At 63.8% G+C, this 22,208-nt stretch carries 13 protein-coding genes; 9 read left to right on the top strand and 4 right to left on the bottom strand.

Annotation, left to right across the window (positions count from 1 at the left end):
* Together tssM and DXT59_RS21335 are read right to left on the bottom strand one after the other, a co-directional pair.
* Positions 1-3,818, bottom strand: a 3,818-nt coding sequence (gene tssM, locus DXT59_RS21340; protein WP_116138846.1) for a type VI secretion system membrane subunit TssM, incomplete at its 3' end; no start/stop codon positions are given.
* Between the two features lie 89 nt (positions 3,819-3,907).
* Positions 3,908-4,771, bottom strand: coding sequence for a M15 family metallopeptidase (locus DXT59_RS21335; RefSeq protein ID WP_116138845.1), 864 nt, complete (start codon positions 4,769-4,771; stop codon positions 3,908-3,910).
* Positions 4,772-4,896: 125 nt separating this feature from the next.
* Here DXT59_RS21335 and DXT59_RS21330 point away from each other — a divergent pair, with 125 nt between their 5' ends.
* Positions 4,897-5,787, top strand: coding sequence for a phage tail protein (locus DXT59_RS21330; protein WP_116138844.1), 891 nt, complete (start codon positions 4,897-4,899; stop codon positions 5,785-5,787).
* A 7-nt stretch (positions 5,788-5,794) separates the two neighbouring features.
* Here DXT59_RS21330 and DXT59_RS21325 read toward each other — a convergent pair whose 3' ends face one another.
* Positions 5,795-6,925, bottom strand: a complete 1,131-nt coding sequence (locus DXT59_RS21325) for an alpha/beta fold hydrolase (RefSeq protein ID WP_116138843.1) — start codon at positions 6,923-6,925, stop codon at positions 5,795-5,797.
* A gap of 143 nt (positions 6,926-7,068) precedes the next feature.
* Positions 7,069-8,238, bottom strand: a complete 1,170-nt coding sequence (locus tag DXT59_RS21320; RefSeq protein ID WP_116138842.1) for a zinc-dependent alcohol dehydrogenase — start codon at positions 8,236-8,238, stop codon at positions 7,069-7,071.
* A 204-nt stretch (positions 8,239-8,442) separates the two neighbouring features.
* Between DXT59_RS21320 and DXT59_RS21315 the strand changes: the two genes are divergently transcribed.
* The 8 genes from DXT59_RS21315 to DXT59_RS21280 all read left to right on the top strand — a co-directional run bounded on the left by DXT59_RS21315 (position 8,443) and on the right by DXT59_RS21280 (position 22,206).
* A complete protein-coding gene (locus DXT59_RS21315) occupies positions 8,443-8,937 on the top strand; it encodes a YciE/YciF ferroxidase family protein (RefSeq protein WP_116138841.1) in 495 nt (164 codons plus the stop codon).
* A gap of 55 nt (positions 8,938-8,992) precedes the next feature.
* Positions 8,993-9,538 carry a phasin family protein gene (locus DXT59_RS21310; RefSeq protein ID WP_116138840.1) on the top strand — a complete coding sequence of 182 codons (546 nt, stop codon included), beginning with the start codon at positions 8,993-8,995 and terminating at the stop codon, positions 9,536-9,538.
* A gap of 377 nt (positions 9,539-9,915) precedes the next feature.
* Positions 9,916-10,500 carry a GNAT family N-acetyltransferase gene (locus tag DXT59_RS21305; RefSeq protein ID WP_240324611.1) on the top strand — a complete coding sequence of 195 codons (585 nt, stop codon included), beginning with the start codon at positions 9,916-9,918 and terminating at the stop codon, positions 10,498-10,500.
* A gap of 122 nt (positions 10,501-10,622) precedes the next feature.
* A complete protein-coding gene (locus DXT59_RS21300) occupies positions 10,623-10,964 on the top strand; it encodes a DUF6916 family protein (protein ID WP_162878182.1) in 342 nt (113 codons plus the stop codon).
* Between the two features lie 33 nt (positions 10,965-10,997).
* Positions 10,998-11,609, top strand: a complete 612-nt coding sequence (locus DXT59_RS21295) for a phage tail protein (protein WP_116138838.1) — start codon at positions 10,998-11,000, stop codon at positions 11,607-11,609.
* 45 nt (positions 11,610-11,654) lie between these two features.
* A complete protein-coding gene (locus DXT59_RS21290) occupies positions 11,655-19,772 on the top strand; it encodes a DUF4347 domain-containing protein (protein ID WP_162878181.1) in 8,118 nt (2,705 codons plus the stop codon).
* Positions 19,769-21,385: a TolC family protein gene (locus DXT59_RS21285; RefSeq protein WP_116138836.1), complete on the top strand. Its 1,617-nt coding sequence runs from the start codon at positions 19,769-19,771 to the stop codon at positions 21,383-21,385. Before DXT59_RS21290 ends, DXT59_RS21285 begins: the two co-directional genes overlap by 4 nt.
* Positions 21,382-22,206 (top strand): efflux RND transporter periplasmic adaptor subunit, encoded by an 825-nt coding sequence (locus DXT59_RS21280; RefSeq protein WP_116138835.1) that lies wholly within the window; start codon positions 21,382-21,384, stop codon positions 22,204-22,206. Before DXT59_RS21285 ends, DXT59_RS21280 begins: the two co-directional genes overlap by 4 nt.
* The last annotated feature ends 2 nt before the right edge of the window (positions 22,207-22,208 follow it).

The following is a 22,208-nucleotide window of genomic DNA, read 5'->3' as shown; positions in this document are numbered from 1 at the left end:
CTCGGAGCCGAGCCGCCCACCGCCGCGGCCGCGGCCGTGCGCGCGGCGGCCGCGTCGGCGACCGATTCGGGCAGGCGCACGCCGGCCAAGCTCGCTTGCTGCGGCGTCCCGCCGCCGCCGCTCGACGGCTGCGACGTGCTGATGATCTTCATGCTCAGCGCGACCGTCACGCTGCCTTGCGTCCACGACAGCGCAAACGTGCCGTCGGCATTGCGCGTGCGCTTGGCCGAGTTGATCAGCTTTTCGAGACCGTAGCGGCCGGGCTCGTTGACGAGTTCGATCGTGCGGCCGTCGAACGAGGTCGCGGTCAGCGTGGCGCCGGGCGATCCCTGCGGATTCGGCCAGACGAAGTTGGTCCACTGCGGCGGCGTATTGCGATAGCGCAACTGCTGACCGTCGATGCTGATCGTGTACTCGGTCGTGCCTTGACCCGGCTGCGGCAGGATCTGGAATACGGTCTGCGGTTCGGCCGAGCCGCCGCCCCCTGCCGCCGCGCCCGAGAGCGGCGCCACCCAGCGTGCGAAGCCGTTCGTGAATTCGGGCGACAGCGCGAGGCCCATGCCGCCCCACGTGCGCGGCGAGAGCGTGTCGCCGCGGCGCACGGCGAGCTGTCCGAGCGTCGTACCGACGAACTTCGAGATCGCGCCGTCGGGGCCGAACACTTGCGCGATTTCGCTCGCGCCGGCCTCGACCTTGGCGCCGCTCGCGAACGGGTACTTGCCGGCGAGCGAGGTCTGGAACGTTTGGAAGACCTGCGCGTTCCACACCTTGTTGACTTCGTTGCTGGCCGGTTCGATGACGACGGCGAATGCCTGCATCAGCGGACGCACGAGCAGCGGGCGCAGCGTCTTGCGCTGGTCGTCGCTCAAGCCCGTCAACATTTGCTCGTCGACGAATTTGAGCGAATCGGCGAGTTCCGAGCCGTTGCCGTCGAGCGTTTGCTGCATGAGTTCGCGCGCGCCGGGCCCCGGATCGCCTTGGTTTTTCAGGATGTTGAAGCGCGTGCGGACCTTCGACAGCGTCTCCATATAGCCGCCCAGCAACGACGCGTTCTCTTGCTTGGCGACGATTCGCGCAAGGCCGCTGAACGCGACGCCGACCGGTCCGGCGGCCGTGGTGCCGTCGAGATTGACGTCGAGGTCCACGCCCGCGTTCTGCGCGGCTTGCTGTTTCGACGAGAACAGGCGCTTGAACCAGCCCGTCACGCCGTTCTGAGCCTTTTGCAGCGGGCCGGCGGCGAGCGCCGGGTTGTCCCAGGACGTTTGGTCGTAAGCCGTTTCGAGGACCTTGCGAATCGGCGAGTCTTGTGGATCGCCGAGCCGGTTCATGGCATCGACGGCTTGTCCGAAACTGCCGAAATCGCGCACGGCGATGCCTTGCATGAAGCGTTGCCAGTGTTGCGCGTATTCGGTCTTGTACATGCCGACGAGCGCCTTTTGAATCTGCTCGGGGCTGCCTTCGAGCGTCAGGTCGTCCTGCGAGGAGGTGCCGAGCACCCAGTCCTTCGCTTGAAGTTCCTTCGTCGCCGCATCGCGTATCGCCGGTTTCACGTAACCGAACCACGCTTCGCGCGTGAACGTGCCGGGGATCGCGTAGCTGCCGCCCACGAGATTCGCGTTGTTCTCGCCGACGATGCGCGCGATCGTCATCGGTGCGTAGCGCGTCGATGCGCGCGCCTTGATCTCTTCATAGACACGCTGGCGGGCCGGCATGCCGCGCACGACGCGGCGCAGGTTCTCCCGCGTTTGATCGATCAACGAGAGATTGGCGTCGATCATCGGCCAATCGTCGTCCGATACGCGCGCAAGGTAGAACGTGATCATGCGCTCGGCGCTGCGGATCATCTCGTCGCGCGACATGTTTCCGCGATTCGTTTCGAGCCAGCCGCGCCAGAAGCGCGCCAGTTGATCCGTGAGGTGCGCGGCTTCGACATGGCGTTTGTCGGAGAGCATCAGATACGTTTTGAGCGCGTTGTAGGCGTCTTCGACGTTGGTCGGCGAAGCGTCGCTGTACAGACCGCCTTGGGCCGCATTGCCGTTCGTGCTGACGCCGCCGCTCGCGCTCGTGCCGCCGGCGCGCGCGGACACGGCAATCGCGCCCGACTCCGGCGGACGCGTGAGCGGGGCCAACTGATCGGGATGCGCGTCGACTTCCTTCAAGAACGAGGCGAGATTCTGCGACACCGGATCGAGCATCAATTGCTTGACGCCTCGGTAGTACTCGGTCAACAGGCGCTGTTCCATCCGATCGCCCTGATAAAGTCCGAGCGAGACCGAGATCGGCCGCTTGCGCTTGAATTGTTCGAGTTGCTCGATACGGTCTTCGAGGATGTCCATTGCCTGCAAGCGCGACTGTAGGTCGTTGCGGTTGCTTTGCAAGCGGACGATGTTGTCGAGGTCGGCCTGGACGTTCGAGGCGAGTTGCTGATTGCCGATCGTCGACCAGGTCCAGCCGCCCAGCGCGAGCGCAAGCACGGCGACGAACGCGAAGAACGTGCCGTAGCGCATCCGAGTTTTCGCGGGACTCGCGAATTGCCGCACGGTTTGGCGGTCGGCGAAGATGACCTTAGAAAACAGATCGCGCAGGAAAAACCCGTTCTTGGAGGCGGCTGCCTGCGGCTTGGGCAGATCGTTCACGGCGAGGCCGAAACGCTGGCCGATGCGTTGCGCCGCGGCGCTGCTCGTTTCGCCTTCTTGCAGCGCGCTCGTGAAGTAAAAGCCGCGCAGGATCGGCTTGTATTGGAACGGATTGCTCTCGAACAGCGTGGCGAGGAACACGCGCAGCGCGGGCTTGATCGCCAGAAATTCGAGCGGGAAGCTTAGTTGCCCCGGGGAGAGCATCGTGCCGCGGTTGATCGACATCTGCGCGACGCTGATTTCCTTGAGGCCTTCGTAGAGTTCCTCGAAGCGTTCGTCGAACAGCGCGACGACATCGCGCTTTTCGTCGCGCTCGTAGGGCAGGGTGGCGCCCCACACGCGGTCGTACTCGTGGCGTTCGCCGCCGCTGAAGAACTCGGCGAATCCGGTGATGAGGTCGGCCTTCGTGAACATGACGTAGACCGGCGCGAATACCTCCAGCTTCTCGGTCAGCTCCTGCACGCGCTGACGCAGGCTGCGCGCGAGGTTGATCGTCGCATCGGGGCGGCTGTTCGTGAGCTCGGCGATGCTGGCCGTGACGATGATGCCGTTGATCGGCGCTTTCGGCCGGTAGCGCTTGAGCAGGTTCAGAAAGCCGAGCCACTCGGTGCGGTCTTCCTCGTGGACCGAGTAGCGGCCGGCCGTATCGAGCAAGATGCCTTCGGTCGTGAAAAACCAATCGCAATTACGCGTGCCGCCGATCCCGTGCACGATCGCATCGCTCTTTTCGGCGAACGGAAATTGCAGCCCCGAGTTCAGTACCGCGCTGCTCTTGCCCGCCGCCGGATTGCCGATGACGATGTACCAGGGCAGTTCGTAAAGCGCCGCGCCCCCCGAAACCTGACCGATCTTCGAAGTCTTGATCGTGCGTACCGCTTCGGCCAGACGCGTGCGCAGCACGTCGAGATCCGCGCTCTTCGCGCCGCTCGCCTGCGGCGCTTTGCCGGTCTCGGCTTGCTGCTCGAGCATCTCGCCGAGTTTGCGGCTCGCACGGCGCGCCGCGATGCGCCGCCAGAGCCAAACGGCGACGATCAGGGCGAGGATGACTGCCATCGCCGCGATAGGCCAGGCGAGCGGAAGATCGAACCAGAGGGTGGCGCCGAATAGGACAGCCGCGATGACGATCACCCCGATGACGGTCATCGTGCGTTTGCTGGTCAGCGCATTCAGGAAGCGTTGCATAAGGCTTTAACTTGGCGTTCTAGGTCGAATGGCCCGGCGCTGCGTGGCGCGAGGCTTTTGCGTATCGGCGCGTGGCGTTCGATGTTCGTCTATTGACCGGCTGGCGCGCCGGTGGGTTTGCGCCCTAGGACGAATCCGGGCTTGTGGTATTCAACGTGGCCGAAATCCATCAATTTCCATCGGCCGCCCCATACCAGGCCGACTTGCTCGGCCGTTTGCCCATATAGTTCGTAGCCATGCATGGCCCACGGGTCTTTTTCGGAAATGACGACCTTGCCGTCGCGCAAAAAGGCGTTGTCGGCGGCAAGTCCGTATTGGTGATAGCTCTGATATGCGGCCGCATTGGTCACGCCCCCCAACTGCGCGAGCCGGTTTTGTCGATCCGGGCTCCGATAACCTTCCAAAAGCACCATTTCGTACCCGTACTGCTCGCGCATGATCTTGTACACGAGCAATAGGCGGGTTCTGAAATCGGCATCCAGCAAATTCCAATCGCGGCTGGCGTCGCGCAGTGCCGGACGGACCTGTTCGACTTCTTTGGTCTCGAAGACCTCGGGCGGCAACGGCGGCGGTGGAACGAGCTGCTCGCCATTGAGCAATGCGGCGATTTTCTCGTCCGGCACGCGGGTATCGCCATCGAACTGAAACAATTGGCGGCCGCGCAATGCAATTGCAATCAATGGAGGCGCCGCAAGGATACCTGCCGTAATCAAAATCATCAAGCGCCGCCGAATCAGTATTTTTTTCGTGTCGACAAGCGCGCCATGGGAAATTCTTACTGATTTATCGATACCGCTTCTCAGATGCGACATTCCCCGCGATGTACGGCGCGACATGCGTCTTTGTAATGCAAGGGCGGCCGAGAAGAGGGCGCCGCGCGCGGCGGGCAATAGGAACAAGGCCGCGATGGTGACGGCAACGGCGAAATAAGCGGCGAGTGCAACGGCAATCAAGATGAGCCCCGGGGGGAAATAAATTGTATTTTGTAATGCTTGCTCTTAGAATCTGGCCTGCTTGCCAAGGGAGGCCGGATTCCTATTATCACGGCGAATTAAACTACGATTCAACGAGATACTGAATGAGTGCACCGGAAACCACTTCGAAAGGGCGGCCGAGCCTACTTTCCGAGACGGCGCCCGGTGCCCCGGACAGCAGTTCCCGCATTCTCGCGAGCCTTGAAGGGCGCGTGTCGGCGCAACCGGTTGCTCGACGCCGGCGCTCGAATAAGAAGCCGCTGGCCGCGGCTGCGTTGGCGATCGTCGCGGGCGCCGGCGCCTTAGGCGCCTGGCAATGGCAGCGCACGCAGCCGAGCGGACATGCTCCCGTTGCCGCCGCAACCGTCGCTCACGCCGCAGCCCGCACCGGCAAACCGGAGGGCCCGGCCGTCGCGAGCGGCGTCGCTTCCGCCGCCGTGCAAGCCGCCGCATCGACACCGCAAGCCGCCGTCATCGTCGCGGACGATACGCCGGCGTCCGCCTCGAGCGCCGTTGGGGCCGATCCTTTATCGCGCGCGCTCGCAAGCGGCGTCGCGGCATCGCCGGCAAGCGCACCCCCGGTTCAAGCTGAGAAGGCACCCGCGAAGAGTGCGGCGTCGAGCGCTGCGCCTGCGCATAGCACGCGCGACAATACGAAAAATCGCCACGATAAACAGCAGGCGTCCCATGCCGCCGTGGTCAAACGTCCCAAGGCGCATGGCTCGACGGAACGCGAAGATCCCGATGTCGATTTGCTGGCCGCCCTCGTTGCAAGGACGAAGCCGTATGATGCGCATGCGGCCTCCGATAGCGTCGGTGCGAAAGCCGCGGCCGCGAAGGCGCATCCGGTCAGCTTGGCCGCTCAGGTCAAGCAATGCGATAAGTCGAATTTCTTCGAGGCGCAGGTGTGCCGCTGGCGCGTCTGTTCCGATCACTGGGGCAAGGATCCGGCATGCCCCAGCGCAAACTCGAACGCGAACGCGCAAGCGCGATGATCGTTCGCTAGCGTACCTGCGCGATCCATGTGCCGATGGCGGGCCATGCTTGCGCCAGAGTGCGCGAGCCCATGAACAGCCCGATGTGCCCGCCCGGTACTAGGCGCTTGGTGATCAACGCGGGCGGCGTGCCTAAATACTTCTCGGCGTCGAACACTTGCTCTTTCGTCGTGATGTCGTCGGCTTCGCCGGCCAGCAGGTAGACGGGGCAGGTGATCGTGCGCAGATCGAGCGTCTTTCCGAGGGCAACATAAGTCCCCTTGGCGAGCCGGTTCTCCTTGAAGAGTTGCGTAATCGCTTGGAGATACCAGCGCCCCGGCAAGTCGATCGGATTTTCATACCAGCTCTCGAACGCTTCTTCTTTTTTCAGATAGGCCGGGTCGTCGATGTGTTCGTACAGATCGATATGCTTGGCCATATAGTGCTGCTCGGGATGCATGTTTTTCCAACCGCGCAACATGTACTGTCCTCGCATGAGGCCGCCCCCGAGTTCGACGAGTTCCTCGTAGAACGAGGTGGGATAGGTGTGCGCCATCCGCTTGACCGGGCCATCGCCGGCATCGGTATCGATCGGCGAGCCGGCCAGTACCAGCGACGCCACCTTCTCGGGAAAGCGCGCGGCGTACATCGCCGACATCCATCCGCCTTGGCACAATCCGACAAGATTGACGCGCCCGCCGAGTTCATCCACGCAGACGTTCAATTCGGCGAGATATTGATCGATTTCGAGGTCGCGCATATCCTCGGTCGCCGACTTCCAATCGGTTAGAAAAAGCCGCGTCACGCCGTGTTCGCGCAACGTGGTCATGAGGCTTTGGCCGGGCTGGTAGTCGGCGATCATCGCCGTGTGGCCCGCGTACGGCGCGTCGACGATGGTCGGGAATGCCGCGCTTCCCACGTGCGCCGCCTCGCTCGACGAGTAGTCGCGAAAGAACATCGTGCGCAGATCGAGCCGCACGGTGTTGGGCGTCGCAAGCTGCGGCCGCAATTCGACGTGCAGCTTTTCCTCTTCGGCGAGAAAGGCGAGATTCTTGGCGTAGAGCGCCGCGCCTTCCTCGACCATCGCGCAAGCGGCCGCCATCGGCCAAAATAGCGGCACCCCAAGCGCCGCCAAGTGATGCGGGCGTTTCGCGGACATCGACTCACTCCTTTTCGGCAAGTTCGTTCTATTTCGGCTTTGCGGGCCGGGCCGTTCGCGCGCAGCGTCGCCGCAAACGGCATCAATTGTGTGTCGATTCGGAGTGAGTTCGTCTTGACGCGGGTCAACCCGAGGCGGGCGCCCTATGGTTTGAGCACGACCTTGATGCAGCCGTCGACTTTGTCGCGGAAAGTCTTGTATAAATCGGGCCCTTGCGCGAGCGGCGCGGTATGCGTGATGACGAATGACGGATCGATACGCCGGCGATCGATCAGTTCCAGCAACTCGCCCATCCAACGATTCACGTGCGTCTGTCCCATGCGAAACGTAAGGCCCTTGTTCATCGCGGCGCCGAACGGAATCTTGTCGAGTAAGCCGCCGTACACGCCCGGGATGGAGAGCGTTCCGGCCGGGCGGCAGACGTAGATCATTTCTCGCAGCACATGCGGTCGATCCGTCTCGAGCATGACCGCTTGTTTGACGCGATCGACCATCGAATCGAGCGAGCGTCCCGTGTGCGACTCCATGCCCACCGCATCGATGCATACTTCCGGGCCTTTTCCCTGCGTCAATTCGTTCAAGCGTTCGATGACGCTTTCTTCGTCGAAGTTGATCGGCACCGCGCCCGCCGAGGCCGCCATCGCCAAGCGTTCCGGGATGCGGTCGATGACGACGACTTGTTTTGCGCCGATCAATAGCGCGCTGCGCACGGCCATTTGCCCGACGGGGCCCGCGCCCCAGATGGCGACGGTATCGGTCGGCTGCACGTCGCACTGCACGACGGCTTGCCACCCCGTCGGCAGGATATCGCCGAGAAAGAGCACTTGCTCGTCGGTGAGTCCGTCGGGCACCTTGATATGCGTTTTGTCGGCGAACGGGACGCGCACGTATTCGGCCTGCCCGCCCGCATAGCCGCCCGTCAGATGCGAGTAGCCGAATAGGCCGGCCGTCGCATGGCCGAACACCTTATCGGCCATCGACTTGTTGCGGTTACTACGTTCGCAAACGGAGAAGTTGCCGCGCCGGCACTGGTCGCATTCGCCGCAGATGATCGTAAACGGCACGACCACGCGGTCGCCCGGTTTTAGCGCGTGATTGTCCTTGCCGACCTCGACGACTTCGCCCATGAATTCGTGACCCATGACGTCGCCGTGTTCCATGCTCGGCATGAAGCCGTCGAATAGATGGAGGTCCGAGCCGCAGATCGCGCAGGTGGAGACCTTCACGATCGCATCGCGTCCGTCTTCGATCACGGGATCGGGCACCGTATCGTAGCGAATATCGTGTTTACCGTGCCAACAGAGAGCTCGCATGTCTGTTTCCTTGGAGTGAGCGAAGACGTCCGGTTCGGGTGGGGAAGTCCGCAGCGTGTGATTTCGAGGAACGCCGAAGGTGGGCAGCAACGCGCGTTCCCAAGGGCGCCCGGCCAAGGCACGAGCGTTGCGGGAGTGCGGCAGACCCGAGAGCGCGCGAGTGCGTTCGGGCGCCACTTACTCTTGACATAAAGGACATTCACCATGGCACGCAAAACATTGGACGATCTGTTCATTCACGCTTTGTCGGACATCTACAGTGCCGAGAAGCAACTGACCAAAGCGCTGGGCAAGCTCGCTCGGGCGGCGACGAACGAGCAACTGTCGCAGGCGTTCGAGACGCACCTGCAGGAAACGCACGGTCAAGTGGAGCGCATCGATCAAGTCGTCGAGAAGTGCGGCATCAAACTGAAGCGGATGAAGTGCGCCGCGATGGAGGGCCTGATCGAGGAGGGCGAGGAACTCATCGATGAAATCGAGAAGGGACCCGTTCTCGATGCGGGCTTGATCGGCGCGGCTCAGAAAGTGGAGCACTATGAAATCGCCTCGTACGGCACGCTATGCGCGCTGGCTAAGCAGCTTGGGCAGCAAGACGCCGTGACGCTGCTCAAGGAGACGCTCGAAGAGGAGAAGGCGACCGATAAGAAGCTCACCGAATTCGCCGAGAAGGTGGGCAATCCCCAAGCGAAGAATAGCTAGGGTGCGCACCTGCTTGATTCCCTGTGTTCGTTTCTCTTTCCGATGGAGCCAAACGATGAGTTCACCTGCAATCGACTTTTCGGGCGAAGCCGCGCGCGCGAGTTCCGCGGCGCAAGCGGCGTTCGCGTCGATGGCCGACATCGCCAATCAAACCTTCGACGGTTTCGAGCGGCTGACGCGGCTGAACCTGCAAACGGTCAAGACCACGCTGGCCGAACAGCACGGCATTGCGCTCGCGGCCGTGGACTCGCGCTCGCTGGAGTGGATGATCACGCTGCCGAGCGCGCAAGCGCAGGCCGGGTTCAAGAAGACGCTCGCTTATTGGCAGCACTTGAGCGCGATCGCCACCGAGACGGCCGCGAACAACGCTGGCGCGAGCTGGGAAGGATTGAGCGCGTGCACGAACTGGCTCGCGTCGGCGTATTCCGAGGCCGCACAGTCGCGCACCGGCGGCCCGCTCGTCCTCGCCTCGCCCGACGAAACGCTACCCGTGCCGGTGGAGGAGCCGAGCCTCGCGGCGAGCGGCAAGGCAAGCGGCAAGAAACGTTCGATCGATATCGTCGACGATTCTGGAAATGTCGTTTCCTCGGTGAAGCAGTAGTATTCGTTTCGAATAAAAGTGGCGCGTCGATTCTGAGATTGCGATAAGCCGTTTTTTACCGATTAATCGACGCAAGATATATCGCGCCAACGTTTGCGACCGCGTTAAACGGGGCGGGTGCCTCGCTTAACGCGCGTCGCGTCTCTTCCCAATTTCTGGCCGATCCGCTCGGGCTCTGCCTTTGCCGCGAGCGGCGTCCTGTCGATCCGGGTATCTCCGTAGCGATTGCACGACAGACGCGATTGCTAGTGACGATTCTCTAGACTAATATCCAGGTCGTTAAGCCGGGGCTAACAATTGTTGATTTTCTCGGGCCGATTGACCACGGCTCGGAGCAAATCGAAGCTCTTCCCTCACCACGATAGTTGAGATCTCAGTTGGCCGATCACGTCGAAACCAACGCGGCGGTTCAATCGCAGCGCATTGCCGGTGTCGGCGATCGGTTGCTCGTGCGTCCGGCGCTCGAATGCGACCGCGCGTTTCTCTACAGCGTGTTCGAAAGTACGCGCGCGGAAGAATTCGCGCGGTCGGGATTGGACGAGCAGCGCATCGCGCAGTTGCTGGCCGAACAGTTTTCGATGCAGGACAAGTATTACCGCAGTCACTACCCGAACGGCTGCTTCGATGTTATCGAGTTGGACGGGTGTCCGATTGGTCGGCTTTATCACGATTGGGGCGGCAGCGAGGCGCGGTTGATCGATATCGCATTGCTGCCGGCGCATCGCGGAGCGGGCATCGGAACGCGGCTTTTGCAGGCGTTCGTGGCGCACGCGGCGGCGCGAGCGATGCCGATCGTGCTGTATGTCGAAATGGACAACCGCGTCCAGGCGCTTTATCGCCGGCTCGGCTTCGAGGCGGACGGCGAGAACGGCGTGTATCTGCGGATGCGGCGTCCCGGCGTGGCCTTCGAAGGTGCGCATGCGTTGCCTGTGCGAGGGCTGGTGTGCGACGGCGAGAGGTGACGCCGAGCGGTAAGTGCATAGGTGGCGGTTCGCTCTCGGGCGGCCGCGAATAAGTAGCGAACGAGAAACCACGGTCGGCCTAGCCGCCCGCAATAGATTCACCGATAGAGCCGGGGGCTTGCTTGTCGTCTATTCCTTCTCACGCGGAGTTGCTCGAGGCCATCGGGCAACGCTTCACGTTTGGCGCATCGAACGGAGCCACGCTCGAGGCCATCCTCGCGCATGCGCCTGCCGGCATTCCCATGAACGACAGTTACGTCTGCTATTCGGCAACGTTCGAGTTGCCCGCGGGCGCGTATTTGCCGCAAGACGTCTATCGAATCGAATCACCGGCGGGCCGTTCGTGGCAGTTGCTCGCCACGCCGACCCCGCCAACCCAGGATGGACGCTCGACGGTCACGATCGTCGTGCATTGCCGTGCGGACGAGTGGGCCGAACCGGCCGGCTCCCGCGATGTTGTTTAACGAATCGATTCAATTCACGACAGGAGACGTTCGATGAGTGATCCGTTTTTGGGCGAGATCCGGATGGCCGGCTTTAACTTCGCGCCTTACGGCTGGGCGCAGTGTCAGGGGCAGACGATCGCCGTTTCTCAGAACCAGGCGCTGTTTTCGCTGCTTGGGGTGTCCTTCGGCGGCAACGGCGTGAGCACGTTCCAATTGCCGGACTTGCAAGGCCGCTCGCCGGTGGGCATGGGGCAGGGGTTGGGGCTGTCCGCCGTGACCATCGGCGAGCAAGGCGGCGCCGAGAATACCCAGTTGCTGTCGTCGAACATGCCGCAGCATACGCATACGGCCACGGTGACGGGCGGCGGTACGGTGACGGGAGCGATTTCGATTCCGGCGACGACGGCCACGGGCAACCAGAGCGGCTCGCCGAGCAATACGGCGGTGCTCGGGCCGTGCAGCATCACCGGTCACGCGGGCAGTCTTTACAGCACGGGCACGCCGAATACGACGCTTGCGCCGTTCAACGTCAGCCTGCAAGCGGCGGCGCCGGCAGTGCAAAACAGCATCGCGGGCAGCGGTCTTCCGTTCTCGCTGCGCAATCCGTATCTCGGTATCAACTTCATCATCGCGCTGCAAGGGATCTTCCCCTCGCGCGGGTAATGAATGCGTGCCGCGCGAGCGGCACGGCTTTTAGGACATCAAGCGATGAAATTCGCCGCCAGCCTCTCGAAGCTTCTCGCCGCCATGCGCGCATCCGAACCGAGCGCGCGCAGCGCAACGGCCGTGACGCCGGCGCCGCTTATCGTCGCGCTCGAGCCGCGCATCGTCTATGACGCCTCGGCCGCGTCCATCGGTGCTGCCGTCGCGGCCCAGCACCATCAGGCGAGTGCCGAGGCCGGCGCGGCGAGCGTGGCGCGCGGTTCGGCGGCGAGCGCGGCGGAGCCCGGCTTGGCCTTGCAGTCGCAGATGGCGACGGCGGCCGCACGTGCCGTGGACTCGGCGGCGGCGCAGGCGCGCGCGGTGCACGGCTATATGCCGCCCGGCGTCGGGGCGCAGGCAGCGATCGTCGTGCCGCGGCAAGGCGACGCCGCTTCAGCGAACGGCGGTGCGGGCGACGCACCGGTTTTCCGAGCCGTGCACGGTTTTACGGATGCCGTTGCCTCGGCGGCGGATAAACAGGTCGTCTTCATCAATTCGAACGTTTCCGATTATCAGACGCTGATTGCCGGTCTCCCGCAAGGTACGCAATACGTCATTCTCGATTCGACGAAGGACGGTCTTGCGCAGATTGAACAGTATCTGCAACAGCACCCGGGCGTGGGTGCCATCCATCTCGTCTCGCATGGCTCCGACGGGCTGGTGCAAGTGGGCAGCACTTGGCTCAACCAAGGCGATCTATCGGCATATAGCGCGGAGCTTTCGCAGATCGGCGCGGCGATGAAGCCTGGTGCCGACTTTTTGATTTACGGCTGCGACGTCGCGCAAAACGCTGACGGTAAGGCGTTCGTACAGCAGATTGCCGCTATTACGGGGCTCAACGTGGCGGCATCGACCGATGCCACCGGCGCGTCCTCGCTCGGCGGCGATTGGACGCTCGAATACGACGCCGGTGCGGTGCATACCGGCGTGATTTTTTCAGCGGCGGCGGAGCGAGCCTACGATCGCGTGCTTGCGGTCTATGACGAAACCTATGACGCCGATGTCGGGTTCGATACCGGCCCAACCGGCGTTACTTCGACTACGTTGGACGGCCTGGTTTATACAGGCGACCAGCCGGTCGAATATAACGTTTACGGCGGCGCGTCATTGCCGAACAGCAACTCGGGCGGCGAGTTGATCGTCAACGGGCCGGGCACACCGATGTCGACGTTGACGATCCAGCGGCAGGACGGTGCGTTGATGGCGAGTCTAAACTTCGACATCGACATATTCGTCAGCAACGACGTTACGGTACAGGGACTCGATTCCTCGGGCGCCGTTGTCGGGACGATCGACCTGAATGTGAACGCAGGCGCCACCGCCTATACACCAGGTCATACCGCAAGCAGCACCATATTCCATGTCGATCTGTCCAGCAATCCGGCGTTCTCGCAGATCAAGAGCCTGAAATTCATAGAGTCCAGCGGGAACGGTACCCCTCTCGCCCCTATTCTGGACAACATCGTTTATCTCGCCCCCTCATCGCCGCCGGCGCTCACGGCCACAGGCGGTTCAACCGCGTTTGTCGCGGGCGACAACGTCGCTTCCACGCCCGTTGCCGTCGATGCGGGCATTACGCTGACCGACGGCAATTCGAGCACAGCCGTAAGTGCCACCGTGTCGATCACGGGCAATCTGCACACTAGCGAAGACCGGCTCGCCTTCACGAATACGAGCGCAGCGACCTACGGCAATATTGCATCGTCGTACAACACGTCCACCGGGGTGCTTACGCTGACGTCCGCCTCGGGAACCGCGTCGATCGCGCAATGGCAGGCCGCATTGCGGGCTGTGACCTATACGGATACGGCGGTCACGCCGAATACGGCCACGCGCGGGATCGCCTTCCAGGTGACGAACGACGGCTATACCGCCGGCAACAGCACCAGCAAGTCCGTAACGGTCGCCGACACCGATCAAACACCGAAGGTGACGACGGCGAGCCATACGGTGAGTTATCAAGCGGGCGGATCGAACCCGACGATCGACACGAGCATAACCGTCACCGATCTCGACAACACGACCCAATCGTCGGGCACCGTATCGATCAGCGGCGGCTTCCATAGCGGCGACGCGCTGAACTTCACGAACGACGGCTCGACGATGGGCAACATCTCGGGTTCGTACAATGCGGGGACCGGCGTGTTGACGCTGATCTCGGCAGGGGCAACGGCGACGGACGCGCAATGGCAGCACGCGCTGGCGGCGGTGACCTTCTCGAGCACGAGCACGACGCTCGGCAATCGCACGATTTCCTTCGCCACGAGCGACGGCACGAAAACGAGCGCGGCGGCGACCGATACGGTCAATGTGATCAGCCCGGTCCAAGTCACGACCGATTCGGGCTCCGCGGCATTCGTGGCCGGCGACAACGCGACCTCCGCACCCGTTGCGGTCGATTCCGGTTTGACGGTGACCGATACCGCTGCGACGACGCTCGGATCCGCGACCGTCGCTATCACGGGCAACTTTCAAAGTACCGAAGATGCCCTCGCGTTCACGAACGACGGCTCGACCATGGGCAATATCACCGGGTCGTACAACACGGGAACCGGTATTCTGACGCTGACGTCTGCGAGCGCGACGGCCACGCTGGCGCAATGGCAGAGCGCGCTGCGATCGGTGACCTATACCGACACCGTCGTCACGCCGAACAACGCGACACGTACCGTCGCGTTCACCGTTGTCGATGGCTTGGGCAATACGAGCGCGACCTCCACGCGTACCGTCACCGTTACCGACACCGACCAAACGCCGATCGTACACGCGACAGGAGGGACAACGAATTACGTGGGCGCATCGGCGGGGGTGACGATCGACAGCCACGTCACGGTGAGCGATCTCGACAACACGACGCAGACCTCGGCCACGGTCGCCGTGACAACCGGTTTTCATACCGGCGATGTCCTGAGCTTCACGAATGACGGCTCGACGATGGGCAACATCCAAGCGTCGTACAGCGCGGGGTCGGGCGTGCTGCTGCTAACCTCGATCGGCGGCACCGCGACGAATGCGCAATGGGCCAGTGCGCTAAGCTCCGTTACGTTCTCGAGCACGAGCACGACCTACGGCAATCGCACCATCTGGTATCAGGTCAACGACGGTACGAAGAACAGCGCGCAGGCGGCGGATACGGTCCACATGACGGCGCCGCCCGCGATCACGACCGATTCGGGCTCGGCGGCGTTCGTCGCTGGGGATAACGTCCCTTCCACGCCGGTGGCGATCGATTCGGGCCTAACGGTAACGGACGGCAGCGCGGCGACATTTGCGTCCGCGACAGTCGCGATCACGGGCGGCTTCCAGAGCGCTGAAGACCAGTTGGCGTTCGCGAACGACGGCGCGACGATGGGCAACATCGCGGCGTCGTACAACGCGACGACCGGTGTAATGACGCTTACGTCTAGCGGTGCGACGGCCACGCTTGCCCAATGGCAGAGCGCACTGCAGTCGATCACATATACCGACACGGCGGTCATACCGAACAACGCCACGCGCACGATCAGCTTTACGGCGGTGGACGGCGCGGGCAACACGAGCGCCACAGCCACGCGCACGGTAACGGTGACGGATACCGACCAGACGCCGAAGGTATCGACGACGGGCGGCACGACGAACTATGTCGCCGGCACGGCGGCCGCGACGATCGACGGGGGCATCACGGTCAGCGACGCCGACAATACGACGCAATCGTCGGCGACGGTCTCGATCACGGGCGGGTTTCATAGCGGCGACGTGCTCTCGTTCACCAACACGAACTCGACGACGTTCGGCAACATCGTCGGGTCGTATAACTCCGCAACCGGTGTGCTGACGTTGACCTCGTCGGGGGCGACGGCGATCGATGCGCAATGGTCGAACGCGTTGTCGGCAGTGACGTTCTCGGCTGGCGCGAGCGCGACGCCAGGCAATCGCACCGTTTCGTTCGCCACGAGTGACGGTACGAAGACCAGCGCAACGGCAACCGATACCGTCACGGTGCTCGGCCCTCCGACGATTACGACCGACTCGGGCTCGGCGGCGTTCGTCGCCGGCGATAACACCGCTTCGACGCCGGTGGCGATCGATTCGGGCTTGACGTTGTCGGACGGCGTTGCGCCGACGCTGGCTTCGGCTACCGTGGCGATTACGGGCAACTTCCATAGCGGCGAAGACGTCCTCGCGTTCACGAATAGCAACGCGACGACGTTCGGCAATATCGCGGCTTCGTACAACGCGGCGACGGGCGTGCTGACGCTCACGTCGTCGGGTGCGACGGCTACGCTCGCGCAGTGGCAAGCGGCACTCGATGCCGTGACCTACACCGATACGGCGGTGACGCCGAACAACGCGACGCGCACGATCAGCTTCTCGGCGGTCGATTCGGGCGCGAACACGAGCAACACGGCGACGCGCACGGTGACGGTGACCGATACCGATCAAACGCCGATCGTGTCGACGACGGGCGGCACGGCGAACTATGTCGGCGGAACGTCCGCCGTGACAATCGACGGCGGTGTCACCGTAACCGACCACGACAACACGACGCAAGCGTCGGGCACAGTCGCGATCACGGGCGGGTTTCACAGCGGCGATACGCTGGCGTTCGTCAATACCAATTCGGCGACGTTCGGCAATATCGTCGGATCGTATAACGCCGCAACCGGTGTATTGACGTTGATTTCGTCGGGCGCGACGTCAAGCGATGCGCAATGGTCGAATGCGTTGTCGGCAGTGACGTTCTCGGCGGGCGCGAGCGCGACGCCGGGTAATCGCACGGTTTCTTTCGCGGTCAACGACGGAACGAAGACCAGCGCGATAAAGACCGACACGGTCGCGGTACTCGGCCCGCCGACGATCACGACCGATTCGGGTTCTGCTGCCTTTGTCGCGGGCGATAACACCGCTTCCACTCCGGTGGCCATCGATTCGGGCCTGACGTTGACCGATGGCAGCGCGCCGACGTTGGCCTCCGCCACGGTGGCGATCACGGGCAACTTCCAGAGTGGCGAAGACGTCCTCGCGTTCACGAATAGCAACGGGGCGACGTTCGGCAATATCGCGGCTTCGTACAATACGGGCACGGGCGTGCTGACGCTGACCTCGTCGGGTGCCACGGCCACGCTCGCGCAATGGCAAGCGGCGCTCGATGCGGTGACCTACACCGACACGGCGGTCACGCCCAACAACTCGACGCGCACGATCAGCTTCTCGGCGGTCGATACGGGCGCGTACACGAGCAACACGGCGACGCGCACGGTGACGGTGACCGATACCGATCAAACGCCGATCGTGTCGACGACGGGCGGGACGACGAATTATGTCGGCGGCACCTCCGCTGTGACGATCGATGGCGGCATCACGGTCAGCGACTTGGACAACACCACACAATCATTGGGCTTCGTCTCGATCACGAGCGGGTTCCACAGCGGCGATACGCTCTCATTCATCAATACGAGTTCGGTGACGTTCGGCAACATCGTTGGGTCGTATAACGCGGCAACAGGTGTATTGACGCTGACCTCGTCGGGGGCGACGTCGAGCGATGCGCAATGGTCCAACGCGTTGTCCGCGGTGAAATTCTCGGCGAGCGCGAGCGCGACGCCGGGCAATCGTACGGTGTCGTTCACGACGAACGACGGTACGAAGGACAGCGCCGCGGCAACCCGCACAGTCGACTTGCTCGATCCGCCGACGATCACGACCGATGCCGGTTCGGCCGCATTCGTCGCGGGCGATAACGCGGCATCGACGCCGGTTGCCATCGACTCGGGCTTGACGTTGACCGACGGCGGGGCGCCCACATTGGCCTCGGCCACCGTGGCGATCACGGGCAACTTCCATAGCGGCGAAGATGTCCTCGCGTTTACCAACAACAATGCTGCGACGTTCGGTGATATCTCCGCTTCGTATAACGCGGCAACGGGCGTCTTGACGCTGACTTCCTCGGGTTCGTCCACGCTCGCGCAGTGGCAAGCGGCGCTCGATGCGGTGACCTACGCCGACACGGCGGTCACGCCGAACAACGCGACGCGCACGATCAGCTTCACGGCAATCGATTCGGCGGCGAACGCGAGCAACACGGCCACGCGCACGGTCACGGTGGCCGACACCGACCAAACGCCGATCGTGACGGCAACGCGCGGGACGGCCAGCTACGTGACGGGCGCAACGGCGGCGATCGTCAATCCGAACGTAACCGTGACCGATCTCGACAATACAACGCAATCGTCAGGCACCGTTTCGATCGCGAGCAATTTCCATAGCGGCGAGGATGTGCTGTCGTTCACGAATACGAACGCGGCAAGCTTCGGCAACATCGCGGGAACGTTCAACGCGGCGACAGGCGTGCTGACGCTCACCTCGTCGGGTGCGACGGCAACCGACGCGCAGTGGGCGAACGCGCTGAGCGCCGTGACGTTCGCTAGCAACGGCACGCACTTCGGCAACCGCACCGTATCGTTCGCCACGAGCGATGGCGTCAAAACGAGTGCCGCGGCCAGCGCAACGGTGTCGTTCGTCGACAAACCTCACGTCACGCTCGATTCGGGCGCGGCATCGTTCGTCGCCGCCGACAACGCCCCCTCGACGCCGGTCGCCATCGCCCCTGGCCTCACGCTCGCCGATGCCAGCACGACGCTCTCGTCGGCGAGCGTGGCGATCACAGGCGGCTTCCACGCGGGACAAGACGTGCTGACGTTCACGAACGACGGCGCGACGATGGGCAACATCGCGGCCGTCTACGACGCGAACACCGGCGTGCTGACGCTGACGTCGGCGGGCGGCACGGCCACGCTCGCGCAATGGCGCTCGGCGCTCGCCTCGGTCACCTACACCGATACGGCCGTGAAGCCCGATAGCACCGCGCGCACGATCAGCTTCACGGTGACGGACGGCAACGGCACGGCGAGCGACGCGACTTCGCGCGCCGTCACCGTGACCGACACCGATCAAACGCCGACGATCGCCGTCAGCGGCAACGCGACGTTCACCTGGCAAGCCACCGGCTCGACGCCTGTGGCGGTGGCACCGCAAGTGACCGTGGGCGACCGCGACGCGACGGCGACGCTGACGTCGGCGCAGGTGCGGATCACGGGCGGCTTCGATGCCTCGCACGATACGCTGGCGCTGGCCGGCGGCACGGCGGCGGGCGGGATCACGGCGAGCTACGATGCCGCCACCGGCGTCCTCACGCTGACGAGCAGCTCGGCGACGCTCGCACAATGGCAAAGCGCGCTGCAGTCGGTCACGTATTCGAATTCGCAATTCCGGGCCACGGGCAGCCGCACGCTGAGCTATACGATCAGCGATGGCGTGAAGACGAGCGTTGCCGCGGCGAGCACGGTCACGATCGTCGCCGGGCCCTCGGGCGGCACGCCGACGGCGGCCTTGCCCGTCACGACGACGCCCGCGGCGGCCGCGTCCACGGCCACCGGATCGTTTGCGACCGGCCCGGACAACACGGCGCCGCCCGATGTGCTCGACGAATTGGGCGCCACACGCACGATCGGGTCCGTGCCCGCCGTGCCGACGATGACGTTCTCCGATCCGAATGCGCACACCTCGGCGTTCTCGCTCAATCGGGCAACGGTGTCGCGCTTCGACGCCACCGCGCTGAACGCGGCGTTGGCGGTTACGCCGTCGCCGTTGCCGACGTCGTTCTCCGATCTAGCGGTGCCGGTGCCGGAGCACGATCCGTTCTCGATCGACGTCGCGACATTGTTGCCGCCGTCGCAAGCGATGGGCGGCGGTGCGTTCGACGTGACCGTGAGGCTCGCCGACGGGCGCTCGCTGCCGGGCTGGCTGCACTACGACGCGGCGAACGGCGCGCTGCGCGGCAAGGTGCCCGCGGGCGTGCAAGACGTGCGCATCGTCGTCGAAGCGCGCGATGCGTCCGGGCATATCGCACGCCGCGAAGTCGTGCTCGCGCCGCATGCGCGAGGCACGGCGCACGATATCGCGCATCCGGCGCGGCCGGGCGCGCATGCGCATACGCATTCGATTTCGAACGGCCATGCCGTTCGCGGCGCCGGGCAGCCGCTAGCCGCGCGCCCCGCCGGCAAACCGTCGCTCGATCAGCAATTCGCGCAGGCGCGCGCGGCGCTTCACGTCCAGCGCCCGAGCGGCGCCGTGCGCCGCGTATGAATACGAACTTCCGTCATCTTCCCAAACCAATGAGCGCTCAAACGACCATCGCCGAACTCAATCGTTCGTTCCCACGCGTCCCCGAGACGATGCGGGCCGCCAGTCACTTGCGCCGGTCGCTGATCGGCGTCGCGGTAGCCGCGTTGTGGCTATCGGGCTGCGCGATTCATCCGGTGCCGTTCACCGATGCCGAGCGTACGCAAACGGCGCATGCCGATCGCACCGCGATGTTCGCGGACCAGCCGGCGCTCTCGGGTCCCGTGACGCTTGAAGAGGCGATGGCGCGCGCGATTCGCTACAACCTCGACCATCGCTTGAAGATGATGGAGGAGGCGCTCGCGCAAAAGCAACTCGACCTCGCGAGCTTCGATATGCTGCCGAAGCTGACCGCGCAGGCGGGGTATTCGAACCGCAACAATTTGCTCGTATCGTCGTCCGAGGACTACTTCACGCGCGGCGAGTCGCTGCCGCCTTCGTTCTCGAGCGACAAGAACGACCGCACGGCCGATCTCTCGTTCTCCTGGAACATCCTCGACTTCGGCGTGAGCTACTTCGAGGCGAAAGAGCAAGCGGACCGCGTGCTCGTGGTCGAGCAGCGCCGCCGCAAGGTCGTGCAGTTGATGATGCAGCAAGTGCGCGAGGCGTATTGGCAAGCAGCGGGAGCGGAGCGTTTGTCGAGCCGCATTCAGCCGCTGCTCGTGCAGGCGAAGCAGGCGCTCGACGAATCGCGCCAATCGCAATCGGAAGGGTTGCGCTCGCCGCTCGATACGCTCGGCTATCAGCACGCGCTGCTCGACATCATGCGTCAGCTCGAAGCCGTGCGCGATCAGCTCGACGAAGCGAAGCCGCGGCTCGCCTCGCTCATGAACATCGCGCCGGGGACGGACTTCAAGCTTGCGCCGCCCGAAGGCTTCAGCGTGCCGGCGTTCGATATGCCGATGCCGCAAATGGAGGAGACGGCGCTCGAGCGCCGGCCCGAACTCGTCGAGGCGAGCTACAACGAACGGATCAGCGTCAACGAGACGCATAAGGCGATCGCCAAGCTGTTGCCCGGGATCGAATTGCAACTCGGGACGCACTACGACAGCAACAGCTTCCTCATGTTTCATTCGTGGCGCGCGGCGGGCGTCAACGTCAGTTGGAATCTGCTGAACCTGCTCAATCAGAAGAACATTCGCGGCGCCGCCGATGCCCAGCACGAAGTGGCGCGCGCGCAGCAGCTCGCGCTCTCGATGGCCGTGCTGACGCAAGTGCACGTGGCGAGCGCCGAGTTGTCGGCCAAGCAGCGCCAGTTCGATTTGTTCAAGCAAATGAACGACGTCGATGCGCAGATCTTGCAGCACACGCACAATGCAACGGTCGCCAGCGCACAAGGCAAGCTCGAGGAGATTCGCGCGGCGACTTCGGCGATGATGTCGGAGTTGCGCCTCTATCAAAGCTACGGCGAACTCGAAAGCGCATATGGGCAATTGCTGGCCACGCTCGGTCTCGATCCGGTGCCGGCCGGCGTCGGCAACGGCACGGGCGATTTGAAGACGATCGAGCAATCGATCGAGACGGAGCAAGCGCGCTGGGCGTCGTTCGGCAGCGCGGACGGAGTCAAGAAACAATGAATCGATGGTGCAGGGCAGGGCTTCGCAGTGCGGCCCTGATGATGGTGGTCCACAGCGCATTGGCCGCGGCGCCGCAAGCCGCGGCTCCGCATTCGCCGGCTCCGGCGGTTCCCGGCGCACCCGCCGCCGCGCTCGCTGCCGGCCATCCGCAAGATGACGGCCGTATCCGTATTCAACTCGTCGCGCGCGATCAAGTCGATCTATCGAGCGAGATCAGCGCGAAGATCGCCTCGATGCCGTTTCGCGACGGCGATGCCTTCCGCGCGGGGCAAACGCTCGTTTCGCTCGATTGCTCGCTCTACGCCGCGCAGCTTCGGAAGGCGCAAGCCGAAGCCGACGCGGCCGTGCAGCTCAAGCGCGTCGACGACCGGCTCTCGCAATTGCATTCGATCGGCGAGATCGACGTGCAGCAGGCCGATGCGAAGGCGAAGGCCAGCGCGGCCGAGGTTGCCTATATGCAAGCCACGGTTCGAAAATGCGGTATTTCCGCACCGTTCGACGGGCGCGTCGTCAAGCGCAGCGCCGCCGCGCAGCAGTTCGCCGAACCGGGCAAGCCGTTGCTGACGATCGTCGATACGAGCCACCTCGAATTGAAGATGATCGTGCCGTCGAAATGGCTTGCATGGCTCAAGCCGGGCCATGCGTTGAGCGTCAACGTCGATGAAGTCGGCAAGACCTATCCGGCCACCGTCGCGCGCATCGGCGCGCGCGTCGATCCCGTGACGCAGACGGTCGACGTCACCGCCGCGCTCTCGGGCCGCGCGCCCGAGTTGTTGCCCGGCATGAGCGGCTGGGCAAGCTTCGCCGACGCGGGCCGCTGATC

Origin of the sequence: Trinickia diaoshuihuensis (genome assembly GCF_003390925.1) — a bacterium.
Taxonomy (GTDB): Bacteria; Pseudomonadota; Gammaproteobacteria; order Burkholderiales; family Burkholderiaceae; genus Trinickia; species Trinickia diaoshuihuensis.
This window is presented reverse-complemented; position numbering and strand designations above follow the sequence as displayed.

What these genes read in the sequence shown, in the direction of transcription:
- DXT59_RS21310 (WP_116138840.1), top strand. Translation starts at nt 8,993, where the DNA reads ATGAGTTCACCTGCAATCGACTTTTCGGGCGAAGCCGCGCGCGCGAGT.
- DXT59_RS21285 (WP_116138836.1), top strand. Translation starts at nt 19,769, where the DNA reads ATGAATACGAACTTCCGTCATCTTCCCAAACCAATGAGCGCTCAAACG.
- DXT59_RS21325 (WP_116138843.1), bottom strand. Translation starts at nt 6,925, where the DNA reads ATGTCCGCGAAACGCCCGCATCACTTGGCGGCGCTTGGGGTGCCGCTA.
- DXT59_RS21280 (WP_116138835.1), top strand. Translation starts at nt 21,382, where the DNA reads ATGAATCGATGGTGCAGGGCAGGGCTTCGCAGTGCGGCCCTGATGATG.
- DXT59_RS21320 (WP_116138842.1), bottom strand. Translation starts at nt 8,238, where the DNA reads ATGCGAGCTCTCTGTTGGCACGGTAAACACGATATTCGCTACGATACG.
- DXT59_RS21290 (WP_162878181.1), top strand. Translation starts at nt 11,655, where the DNA reads ATGAAATTCGCCGCCAGCCTCTCGAAGCTTCTCGCCGCCATGCGCGCA.
- DXT59_RS21330 (WP_116138844.1), top strand. Translation starts at nt 4,897, where the DNA reads ATGAGTGCACCGGAAACCACTTCGAAAGGGCGGCCGAGCCTACTTTCC.
- DXT59_RS21295 (WP_116138838.1), top strand. Translation starts at nt 10,998, where the DNA reads ATGAGTGATCCGTTTTTGGGCGAGATCCGGATGGCCGGCTTTAACTTC.
- DXT59_RS21315 (WP_116138841.1), top strand. Translation starts at nt 8,443, where the DNA reads ATGGCACGCAAAACATTGGACGATCTGTTCATTCACGCTTTGTCGGAC.